Below are 12370 nucleotides of genomic sequence, written 5' to 3' on the forward strand. Positions count from 1 at the left end.
CGTCAACGTCTCGGCCCTCCCCTTTGGCCGCTTTTCAGGGGACCTTCATTGGCCGGTTTTGGGTGACCACTGAGGGCCTGGCACCTGTCGCGCAATCGGCGGTCCTCCGTCGTGCGGAAGCACGCCTCCAGCTCGCTCCTCTGCTCTTCACTCAGCTCCAACCGGCTCACACACTTTCAACCGGCGGAGCGCGACGGATTCTTCCGAGCCGTGAATCAGCCGGTCTGCTATGAATGCAAGGCGCTCCCCGGCGGCAATCACGCGCGGGTCCACATTTCTCGCAACGAGCTCGCCACGATGCGACGACTGCGCCATGAGCCGAGGCGTGGTCGCTGGAAACTAATCGGCGTACACACTGGTGGCAAGGCGCAGGACCTGACGCACTTGCTCGATGTGGTGCATGATGAGTCGAGTGGACCTCTCGCGGAACTGGCTCGGCATGGCCTCGCGTTCGACTCGTTAATCCTGTCAATCTTCTCCGAGTCGAACCCTTCCTTGGAAGACTCGCCAGATGTATCAGACGAATCTTCGCTTGCCTTCTCCTTCATAGACAAGTAAGTCGGCTCCCATGGCCCCTTGGTGTTCGTCGGGCGTGATATCAGGCGACGGGCGACTACGCGCGAAGGTCAGGTGACAGCCATCCGACCACGCTCGCGTTTCCGTCGCCTTCCCATTGAGGCGCTTTACCTCCCGCCAGCATGGCGCGGGAAAGCAACTGATTGGATGACGTGCAGGCTACATCCGGCAGCATCACGCAGGCTGGACAAGCACCACCTCGCCCGTCGCATAGGCTCCCTGAACCGCAGCGTAGCCGCCTTGGTTCTCCAATGAGTCGCAGGAACTCCCGGTGATGGTTGCGCCACATAGCTGACACGTGGCCGAGGTCCGGGGTCATGCCCTTGCGGTACACGATGAAAGCGAGATCCGCAGGGTAGATCAGCTCGCCAATGCCAGCTGTGTCTAGACCCGAGGTTTCCGCGAGTGCGTGAACCATCTGGTGCGCCAGCGTGTGCAACAGCATGTAGACATAGGCTGGCAGGTTACGGGCAGCTCCCTGGGAGCCATCACGCCTGCGGTAGTCGTCCAGAAAGGCGCCGAAATCACGGTACTGCTCAAGATAGGCGGCGCCCAGGGTTTCACTGGCGTCGACGGGAGTCCCAGCCACCGCATTGGCGGTCAACCACGCTCGCACACGAGACTCGTTGAGCCGGACATAGAGCGCCTCGTTATCCTGCTGGAGGACGTAGACCGGGTGCTTGCCGTTATTGATTCGTGGAAACGCTTTCAGCCGCACAGGCATCGGGATGGAGCGTCCATTGTACTCGCGATGGTAGATGGGGCCAGAGGAGACACGGCTATATCCGAAAGTGTATTCGCAGATGGGGAGCCCCCTAATGAAGGTGAGGGTGTCGATCCCTAGCTTCTGCAGCAGGTCTCCGGTCTCCGCTTTGTACGCCGCAAGGTGTTCTCCTACGGCGTCGCATAGGGTGCGATCGGGAGCGAGCACGTCAATAGCTGCGCCAAGTTTCTGCTTCTCTTCTACATGCTCTTTGCGAACCGCATCGTGCTCTAGCGTCAGGCGGAAGGGATTGAAGCGTCGTGCCCACTGCGACTGTACCTCCACCTGTTTCTCCAAGGTCGGATTGTTCACCTTTCCCGGAGGTATGATCTGGGCCTTGATCCACTCTCGCCACAGTTCGTCTGCATGGTTACGGTTTCGCTTCGCACTCTCCTGCCTTTCGTTTTTCTCGGCCTCAATGGCGCGTGCGATGTAGTTTCGCCAGTCCTCCCATTGATCCTCGCGTCCGGAATCGCGGAGCGCGAATTCAATCTCTTCGTCAGGTGGTTGTTGGACCTGGATACGGTGCAACTGGGCTATCTCGCTCATCAGGTCGGCTTGGCAACCTGGTCGCAGTAGAGTGCTAGAGCGAGAGTCCTTTAACTTCACGAATCTCCCGCTTTGAACGTAGTGGAGCGAGTTCGCCCTATAGGACACCGGCAACATGTTGATCTCGACCCACTCGCGGTTACCCGCATCCACCTCCGGCTTGAGTTCCGACAATGTATCCTTGTCGGATTGTGTCACATCACGCTGGCGCAAACAGGTCACGCACTGGAATCGCCACTCGGAGAACGTGGGCGCCTTGTTGATGATGCGAAATTCAGCCCCTCCGCACTGGCAGGAGCGGAGCGTGATTATCTCGCGCGTATTTTCGTCATAGTGATGGCGCCATGGGCTCAGCGGCTGCACGTCGCCTGACCAATGGGCGAACACAACATCCAACTGGCGCCACTGAGACCGATGTGTACCGCAGCTGCCTGGCAGTGGGTTTTTGACTTGCTCCTTGATGGATGAGAACTCACTCAATCGACGGCATACAGTGCAGTAGTACAGCAACGGCCACGGCTCGTAGCCCATCTGCTTGGGGTCGGTAGGAGCAAACTTGTCTGTCCAATCAATCATCGGCTCATCAATAGGGCCATATTTAATGAAAGCATCATCTAGGCAGAGCCGAAGCGGTTGCTTTACTTCGTTGCCCCGGCAGGTTCGGGCCCGTGCGGCCCAATTCTCCACGAACTCCTTCATGCCGTCGCGAATGGCGTTGATGACATCTGCATCCAAGCTCAAGTGCGCGGCCACGGGGACCGAACGGCAGATTCCACGTCCTCCTTCGAAGGTAAAGAGCACTTCTGGAGCGTAGGCCGTGGCTAGTTGCGTCCGTGAACGTGAGAATACAGGCGGCTTCGGCGTTGATTCCCGTGCCTGCTGCCGTTCGCGTTGCTGTATCCCCTTCGCGGCGCGAGCCTTCTTGCCAGTCTTCCAATCCTTCGGGTCAGATGCGCGGCTCATGTTTTCTCCGGGAGCGCGGTGTCCTGGGCTCCTTCATCAGCTTGATTCGCAGCGATCTTTAGGCGGCCTCGGACAACGTCCATGACGGTCTTGATGTCGGCCGGCGGGTGGAACGGTGAGCCCACGATCCAGCCGGACTCTTCTACATCGCGAAGCGACGTCATTGGCTTCATGAAACCGTTGCGGGGATCCTCCCAAAACTCGTGTAGTTGTCCCGCACTGGGTTCCTCCCTCAATCGGGTAAGGAAGTTCTGGATCCATTTGGTGATGAGTTCTGCGTAGAACTGAGTATAGGAGGGGCGACCGAGCCCATTGGGGCCTCGCCCATCCATACCGAAGGCCGAGTGCACGAATCTGGTGAGATTTTGCCGGAATTGTTCGGGCGCCCCGAGGAGCCCTGTGGTGAGCGCGCGGATCACGTCATAAGACCGGCTCTCGTGCTTTTGATTGTCAGGCAGCGGGCCAAAATGGGTGGCCTCCTCCACCATCGCCCAAGCCTGAATGATGGAAGGGAGTGTTCGGCTGAGCGCATGAGCTGCCCAGCGCTCGACTGCTGGAGGGTCAATCATCCGCTCCAGGAAGCGGTGGAAGATGTCGTGGGTCTCTACCACGTACCGGTCTCGCCGGCTCTGCGGGGTGGGAACGAGCATGACAAACCCCACATGGGTGCGGCCCACTCGGCTGGACGCCTGGATGTATTCCGCCACATTCGACGGGAGGCCAGCGAAGAACATGCTGTTGAAGCGTTCGACGTCAACGCCGTGGGAGATGGCTGAGGTAGCGACTACGTTGCGTAGGGTGCCCTCCCCATTGATATCCGGATACGGCGTACCTGGAGTCGGCTGTTTCTCGGCCAGTTTCATAATCTCCTGGATGGCAGCCATGTCCACACCGCCCGAGATCAGCTTCGAAGGGAACTCCGCACCGATGTCCAAGCCTGCGCGGTCATGGTCGCGTCGCACTTGGAAGTCGAGCGCATCTATTACCTGGTCACCGCCCTTTTTGTTGGTGACGTAGGTGATGGCAACCCGATGCAAGTCTACGAGGGCGAGGAGGCGATCAAAGTGGCCGTCCTTGACGAGCGCTTCCAACGCAGTGCGACGCCACGCTCCAGCGCGACCGGGGGACACCGCTGCAATCAACTGCTGTGCGGTCTCCAGGCGGCTGGCTGGATTGAGGAGTCCGCGCCATACTCGTGTCACGACTAGGTGGAATGCTGAGAGCACCGAGACGGTGGTGACGGTATGGTTCGCCCCGTTTGTCATGATGGAGACGTAGAGGCGCATCCACGGCGACGTTTTTTCCGGAGCCAAGGCCGGCCCGAGATCGTCCTTCATCCTCATTCGATCCGTGTTGGCCTGAGGTGGTTCCTGGGGGATGGCGAAGAAAGAAGAGTGGATGTCCGGGCCAGGCCTGGGAAATAGGAGTGCGCTGCGTTGATAGATTGCTTCGAGCTGGCGGGCTGGATCAGATACCGTCGCGGTCGCGGCGATGACCTTGGGCATCCGCGCGGGTGCGCCTGGTCGCATCCGAGAGCGGGCTACCTCCAGTTTGTCTCCATAGGCTGATTCGATTCGACGCAGGACTGCTTCGAGCGTAGTTTCGAATAGGCCGGCAAAGGTGCCGAGGCTCTCCTCGAGCAGGTGCATCTCGTCCTGGATGATGAGTGACGGGAACGGATCCCGAAACACCCTCTGTCCCTGGTGATACGAGGGGAACACCGGACTGCAATTTTCGGCACTTGGCCCATTCCGTAGCTCCTCGCGCTTGCGAGGCGAGTGCAAGTGCCCGTCCTGCGTGATCCAACGCGCCAGACCGAACATTCCCAGTACCCGCGTGATGGTTTCTGCCCGCTGTCCGATTAGTGCGAGTTTGTCTACCGTACCGAGGATGACGGAGGGGGCTCGGTGGTAGATCGTATCGTCGGTGAGTAGGAAGGGTAGTTCGGTTCGCGGAGTGCCTGGATGGGCCTTATTCCAGCCGCAGGTGTCATTGAAACAAACAATGGCGACTCGGAGCCCGTGCTCGCCATGGCCACGGATGCGGCGCAGCCCTGTCGCCTCGCTGCAGATGGGGCAGAGTGGTATCTTGTTGAAAGCCGCGCGGGCTTCGGTGTAGGCGCGTGCGGAGTCCTCGTCTGCACCCGCTGGAAGAGCATCAGGATCCAGCCGACGGTCATCCGGGTGATCGGCATCTGAAACGGACGGCACGTCGGTAATTTCACTGGCGCGGTTGGGGGTGTTGTTGCTCCCAACCCAAAAGCCAATCTCGAAAGGCCATTCACCCAGCTTTTCCTGCCTGCGCACTAATTCAGCGCGCACCAGCAGTCGCATGAGGCGTTGTGCCTGCTGGAGCGTGAGCAGGCGCAAGGGATATCGCACGAGGGCGGTGACGCCCCGGAGCTTTCCGCGCAGGCGATCTAGGAACAGGGCGAAGACGAGCGTCCCGTAGAAGGCTTCGGACTTCCCTCCGCCGGTGGGGAAGTACAGCAGACTCGCCGTATCCTCATCCCGAACGGGATCATGGTAACGCTCGAACTCCGGCAGACGGGAAGCGAGGCAGGGCACGTGGGCAAGCACGAAGGCGAGCTGAAACAAGCGCCAGCCCCGCTTAGGATTTTTGCCGTCGCGTTCGTAGAATGCCCGGTTCATCAGCACGAACGCCCGCCAGGGTGCTGCTTGCGGTGAGCCGGGATGCGCATCGTAGGCGGCCTTTGATTCCGCGAGCACAGTGACCCCGGTATCAATAAGATTCGCTTCGCGCGTCCATCCTTCCACGTCGGCGGCGAAGTCCTCCTGCTTCGCGGCAGCGTGTTCGGGCGTGAGTTGCTTGGCGATATCGGCAGGGAGCCGCGTTTGCTGCTCCAGGATCCATTCCCGGTAGCTGCTGGCAATTTGTCGGAGCCGCTCGACCTGGAAATCTGGCGCTGCGAGCGCTGCGAACGAGGTCTCGACGTCAATGCTGCGCGGCTCAATCCGAGGCTGGACCCAGCGCGGCGCCCAGGTTGTTTCGAGCAAGATCTTCTCGCCCTGCCGAAACGAGTGCGCCCCACAATTGAGCCCCATGGCATCGTAGAGCAGGTGGTCACGGAACCTGTATGAAGGCTCCACCCGGTCTAGGTGAAGCGGTCGGTGCACTTCGCAGGGTAGTGTGACAGAGAGCTTCACCTGGAATAGGGCCGGACACTTGAAGGATGCTTGGTGGCGCTGGAGTTCCTGGTTGTCGTTCTCCAGCGCCACGCGAAGTGAGAGACGGGAGGGATTCGTGAAGTCTGGGAGCTGGGAAATGGCGAGGCGCGTCCGTTGAAAATCGGGCAGCAGCTCATCCAGCTTCGGAAGTTCCTGTCGTACTTTGTCAAGGAAGGCCGTCCATGAGCTTTCGGTCTGCCAATCGTGAGGCTTCATCCGGACATTGCGCCACGCATCCCGGCGTCCCTCCGGGGTATCCAGCCATGCCTTGACACCTTGTTGGATAGCGACGTGCAACTGCTGCGCGTACTTCTCCAGCGCTTCCTCACGCCCTTCATCGCGGGTGAGGTTCCACTCGAAGGTGGGCAGCGTCAGGGGAATCCGGCGCCACTTCATTGGGATGTCGAGGTCCCGCAGCATGTGGAGCGGATAGCTGCGGGCGTCGATGGGGCCGGCCTTCATCTCCCCTGGTGGTGACGTCGCCGGATCCACATGTGATTGAACATCATCCCCCTCGGCTGTCTCTGGGGGGACTATCGGCTCCGCCTCGGTATTGGCGCCCGGCTTCGGTTCCATCGCTGTGACGCTGTCCGAGCCTTGGGGTTGCTTGAGTTCAATGCCGAAGGCTCGAAGCGTCTCTTTGTAAGCTTCAGCTTGGAGTTTCTTACGGAGTGCTCGCCGCTCGGCGCGCTCTTCCTTGGAGAGATCCGGGTCGCGACCGTCCTTGAGTCCGTGTTCCGTCAGCTTTATTAGATATCGCTCGGAGTGGTCGGCCTTGATTTTCCGGTCCCATTCTCTTGTGAGCTGGGCGGTTGGCTTGAGTTCGAACCGCGGATCTTGGATCTCCGCCCACAATGGGAGGACTCGTACATAAACTGAGAAGGATGGCTGCACCAACAGCGTCCCGGAGGCCGACTTGGCAATCTGCGTATCGAGGCCGATAAGAGCGAGCCGGATGTCGGTGGTTTCGTCGTCGCCAGTAGGGCCATGACGCGGCAGCAGGAATCCGGACACGAATGCTCGTTCCGGTCGACGGCCGCGGATGAACTCCCCTTCGGGTCCTTCGCCAGAGCAGAGCGACACTGTCATGTTGACGAGAGCGTCCGTTACTCCCTCTTTCGCTTCTTGGAGACTCTCGTAGTTCCGTGAATCGGGTGCGGTCAGTGTCACGAGGGAATCTCCTTCACGATGATGTTTGCAATCTCATCCACGTGCTGCTCAGCAAAGGCTCGCAACGCCCCGACCTCGGTAGGGACGACAACCGAGTATGGTTTGACGAGGACTGTGCGATAAGCCTCGTGTCGGAGCAGTCCCACCGAGAGCCGCCGGGAGCGGGTTCCCTGGATGCTACTCCAGTAGCGTCGGGCTCTGGTCTCGGAGATTCCGAGGGCTCGGGTGAAAGCTAGGAAGTCTTCGATGCGCCAGGGTGCATGCGGCCGGACCGTCCGCACGTCTTCCGACAAGTACGCATCCACACGGATCCAGTCGATGAGTCGGTCGTGGCTAGGTGGTTGCTGTCCCACCTTCTGAATCCGCTCGTAAATAGCCCGGGCCTTCTCGGATAGCCCACCAGAGAGAGCGCTGATACGCTGGCGTACTTCTTCGTGGTAGGCGCGGACTTCCTCAGCTGGTACACGAAGGTCAATGAGGGTACGGGCCATGTCCTCGAATTGCTCTCCGATGACGCACAGGTGGTCGCCCTGTTTCACCTGTTGTGCTTCCTTCTCGTAGAAAGGGTTGGTTGGTGCTTCGCGATCGAAGAGGACTAGCTTTGTCTTGGGCCGGGCGTGGATCCGGACACCCTGGTTTGTACGCAGCTCAATCAAGGGCCCGCCTCGGTCGTCCTCAGCGGAGAGCAGGTTGATAGTACGCTCGCGAGCCGAAGGTACGTAGTCATCCAAGTCCAACTCGTCCAGATGGAGTGGGACAGGGTGGCCTTGGTGTCGCTGTATCTCCTCTGCTGCGGCTCGTCCCAAGCGGCCAAAACGCGCCGCCAGACTCTCGAATTCGCGCAGCTTGCTCAGTCGCATGGCTCCGTCGCCGATCTGCCGGAGGTGATCCATGTCGGCGAGCAGGATGAGATGCTCGGGCAACGTCGGCAGTGCCATGACTTCAAGGGCTAGGCTTGGTGGTGGGGCAACGAGGATTGCTGTTTGGATTCGCCTTGCCGAATCCGCTTCCAGCTCGGCTTGGAGCCCTCGGATATCAAAGAACTGGAGTTTCGCCTCGCTGATGAGGTTGCGGACTTCTGCGCCCATGACCAAATCATCGCTCAGGGCTTTTTGCGCGTGCGCTGCCTCCATGGGAATGGGGAGGACCACAATCGTATTGGCGCTTTTCGCGAAGGTCCTTTTCAAAGTATCACGGAGCAACCGGGCCATAGGTGGAGATTCCCGGACCTCCTGACTAAAGGCGTGGAGCCGTTCATCTAACGCGCCTATGGACTCGTGCATCGTCAGCTGAAGCGCACTACCGATAGAGCTGGTGAGGCGCCTGATGGGGGCTCTAACATCGTACGGTGCCATCAGGTCATGGGTGATATCGTCATCGCGATCAATCTCTTGATAAACGAATTCCGACAGGTTTTCGACGCCAGACGAGAGACGGGAGCAGCGCCGCACTGCGCGTTGAAGATCGCGGAGGGCTAGGTCCGCCTCGAAATCACGCAAGTCGCGGGCCTTCTTTCGCAAAGTACGGATTTGGCTTATTAACTTGAGCGTGGTGCCGTCGAACGAGGAGGACTGAATCGCCTGTGCCCCGGAGGGAACAAATGAGGGGGGATCCTCGAACAGCGCGCCAGGCCTGCGACTAGAGTGCCGGGCAAAGGTTGGTACGGACTCAAGCCGGGGAATGCCGTGGTGCGCGGGCAACAGTGTCGTTGCGAGGATATGCTGGATGTACGGCTCGTCTGTCACCGCAAGCACGGGAAGGGTTCCATGTATGTTGCGGAGTTCCGCCAGGATGAATTCTAGTGACGCATACCATTCGGCGCCGAGCGCATCGATACTCCGGTGCCTTGCGTCCAGGACGACGGCATGCAGGGGCGGAGGAGTACGTTCTAGAGCAGTTCGGAGTTGCGTTTTTTCCGACTCATCGCGGTGAAGACCAAACAGCATGAAGGGAGCGGATGCCGGGTCATCCACGTTACCGAGCCTTATTTTGTTTAGGACGGTGTGGGTGCGTGCGCGGTGGAGGATCGGTCGCGCTACCTCCAGGTTGTCCGCACTGCACTGTGGCACTATCTCCATAAGACAGGGGTGCTGGTACTCTGGAAGCTTGCGGTGTTTGTAACCCTTGTGCTTAACCTCTCCGGAGAGATCCTTTACCCGGATGAGAGCCTGGTGAAATGCCTCCCAGCCATCTGTTCGAGATGACGAAATGGGGAGATCGGGGCGGTATCGGTGCAGGTGCCCAGCATTCGCGCGGTATATGGTGTCTCGATCCACGAGAACGGTCTGAAGCCCTGTTCCCGTGCGGGTGTTCCAGGGAAAATACAAGATGCGGAACCGTGCGGGTGGGTCGCGTCGCTGACCGTTTTCCTGCGGCTCCGGTGCAAGCATCAGTGCTAGACACGCAAGAGGGTAGATGACGCTCACGTCGGGAGGTTCGGGCCAGTATAGAGCTACCTCGGACGTGCCCGTTCGGTACACGCGCAGTAGCGCCACCGCGAGCTCTGTGACCATCAGAGGGGGGGGACGGGGAGCGCCTCCCTGCGCAGGGAGAAGGAGTGGTGCGGTCAATACCTTCCGGAGCCGTTCTTCGGTTGGCAGTCGCGGATCCGGAGTTGGTGGCGGCTTGCGGATGCCATTCATTGTGGAACGGGGGGCCTTCCGCTGAGCCATCGATAGCCTAGTCCGGTGTGCGCTCATGCGTTTCCCGAGTGCCCATTGTGTAGGCCTTGCTCACCGCGTCCTCGAACGGGAGTCCTACCTCTAGTGCAGCGCGCAGGTGTTCCGGCCAGGGAAGTGGTAGCTCGCGGAGTGCTCTTACGGAAATGCTCGCCGTGCCTGCAATGCGCCGGTACATTGCGTCCACGGATGCGCTGCCTAGCAACTGACATATCAGTTCTAGGTCCGCCCCGTCGTTTGTCGGAATCAGGGTGAGGGTGTGATTTTCGGTGACGAAGCCATGATAGCGGGCCAACACAGATGCGGCGATGGGACCAGCTACTAAGCGCCGTCGCTGCCGATTGTTGGTAGTACGCTGAACGATGACGGAGCGTTGGCGCAGGATGGCTTGGGATGGCTTTTCGAAACGGACGAAATCAACACCGTCTCCATCCCTGGCCTCAGGGTGTACCTTCTTGCCAGCGTTGACATTCACAGCCCACACCAGCGGGAAATCGAGAGGGCTTGCTCGGTTCTTGCTCATCCGGTGGCCCTCACGATTCCAGACAAAATAGCCGGCTCGAACTTCGAATCCCCAATGAGAGAGATGCGCTAGTCCATGGGAATGGGGCAGGTTGCTCAAGGGCATGGGCCATGGGGCGGCAAAGTCCTGCGGAAGCACCGTGTTGCCGAGGGGGCGCGCCGTTCCATCTACGGCAATGGCGCCCCACCGAAGAGCGTTTCCCGACTGGCCTTTCCGCAGGAGAAGGACGCACGTGTCCTGAGCGACATCGAAGAAGACGCCGTTGCGATCGTCAAGGACGTGAACGGAGATAATCTTGGCGTGAGTTCGGATGTGTGTGCGGAGGCGGCCGAACAAGGGGCCCGCCAGGAAGCTCGCTGGCAAGATCAGCGCCGCGATGCCGCCTGGGCGCAGTAGATCTAGGGCGAGTCCCACGAAGAGCGCATAAAGATTGACGTGGCCTGGGTCGGCGAGATGCGCCCAGCGCATTCGCTTCTCTTTAGGGACCCCCAGCATGCGGCCGTAAGGCGGATTGGCGAGTACCGCATCGAAGGTTTCTTTCATTCCCGTCGAGAGTGCATCGCCTACGGAAATGACATGGGCCGGAACCGAGGTTCTCCCCAGGCGGCGGGCAAGAATGGCTCTGGCGAGTACGGCGAGGTGTTCATCGATCTCGAGGCCCTTGAGCCGTCTCAGTGCGTTTCCTGCATCGATGTTGCTACGACGCAGTTCATCTGCGACCGTTCCGAGGAACGCAGCGCCGCCCGCGCAGGGATCAATGATGCGGGCGGTCCGCAGATCGATGCCGGCTTCCACTGCGAGTTCGAGAACTCGCCGGGCCAGGTTGGGTGGCGTGAAGTGCGCAGCCAAGCGGCGGCGCTCGGTACTGGGCATTAACAAGGTGTGGAGTGTACCGATCCACCAATCCCGTTCCTCCGCGGGGAGGGCGGATATCAGGCGGTGGAATTGGGCGAGCCGTGCATCGCGGATCCGGCCAGAGAGCAACTGGAGGGAGAGGTCCAGCCGCTTGGCTCCTGACAGACCGGTGCGCTTTGGATCGAGGTTCGCCGCAATACGCCTGACAGCGACGGATAGGGATGTAGATGTTGGGTGGGTAGGGCCTGCTGCGCTGCCTAAGTGACTGCGCCTGCTGCGGTCCCTTTCGTCATTGCCAGCGCTGCACGCACGCCATGCGTCTTGCATGCCTCCCCCATATCGCCCACAACGCCCCATTGTGGGTATCACGACATTTGAATGGGCGCAAATGCCCACAACCGCGCACCAATGCGGCTCCATTTTGTTGGTCCGCTGAGGACGCAGTGAGAGCTATGCCCACTACCTACATGCGCTGCGTGCCGCCATCGCCGTTACACCCCATCCTGCGCAGGCTGACTCCGCCGCGCTGAGTCATTGTTGCTGTGGCCTCACTCGGCTTTGTTGAAGAGGCACGGCGAGGTGCACCGTTTCTTCTGGCCGCCTTCGCCGGTACTCCCGCCCACGCTCAACCAGCTCCTCCCCAGCCACACCTCGCCAGGGCGCAGGCTGTGTAGGGGCGTAGCCTATAGTCGGCCCTACGATGAAGATTCCCGGATGAATCTCTCCAGGGCCTCAGCCTCTATTCGCACCGCGTTGGAGATGCGGACGTGGGGCAACTCGCCCCGTTCGCACAGCCGGTACACGGTGGCCCGGCAGACCCCCATCCGCTCCGCGACCTCCCGGACGGTCAGTAGCCGGCCGGAACCTGAGGCCACGGGCGTCACTGGGGCAGGGCCCAGCAGCAAACTAGCAGCAAAAATCCTGGGGTCCTGGGGTACTGGATGGGACGGCTGGACAGCCCCGGGCGAAGAAACCCAAGTATTTACGAGGGCTTGTGAACCGCTGGTAACCGCTGGACGGCCCTCGGGGGGTCAAGTCCCGAATCGTGTGTAGTTGTTCGGAGGGGGGTTCGGGGGAGGAATGCTCCTTGGCGGGGTCAAGCAGC

Annotated in this window: 5 protein-coding genes; all 5 read right to left on the reverse strand. The window is 60.3% G+C overall.

Annotated elements, in window-relative coordinates:
* Positions 1-613 precede the first annotated feature (613 nt).
* Positions 614-2851: a hypothetical protein gene (locus K8625_RS42855; RefSeq protein ID WP_223785989.1), complete on the reverse strand. Its 2238-nt coding sequence runs from the start codon at positions 2849-2851 to the stop codon at positions 614-616.
* A complete protein-coding gene (locus K8625_RS42860) occupies positions 2848-7209 on the reverse strand; it encodes a DEAD/DEAH box helicase family protein (protein ID WP_223785990.1) in 4362 nt (1453 codons plus the stop codon). The genes K8625_RS42855 and K8625_RS42860 overlap by 4 nt, the downstream gene beginning before the upstream one ends.
* Positions 7206-9635 carry a hypothetical protein gene (locus K8625_RS42865; protein WP_223785991.1) on the reverse strand — a complete coding sequence of 810 codons (2430 nt, stop codon included), beginning with the start codon at positions 9633-9635 and terminating at the stop codon, positions 7206-7208. The genes K8625_RS42860 and K8625_RS42865 overlap by 4 nt, the downstream gene beginning before the upstream one ends.
* Positions 9636-9888: 253 nt before the next feature.
* Positions 9889-11592 (reverse strand): class I SAM-dependent DNA methyltransferase, encoded by a 1704-nt coding sequence (locus K8625_RS42870; protein WP_223785992.1) that lies wholly within the window; start codon positions 11590-11592, stop codon positions 9889-9891.
* A gap of 368 nt (positions 11593-11960) precedes the next feature.
* A complete protein-coding gene (locus K8625_RS42875; protein WP_370642038.1) occupies positions 11961-12149 on the reverse strand; it encodes a helix-turn-helix domain-containing protein in 189 nt (62 codons plus the stop codon).
* Positions 12150-12370: the final 221 nt, after the last annotated feature.

It is taken from the genome of Myxococcus sp. AS-1-15 (genome assembly GCF_020037055.1).
GTDB classification, from domain to species: Bacteria; Myxococcota; Myxococcia; order Myxococcales; family Myxococcaceae; genus Myxococcus; species Myxococcus fulvus.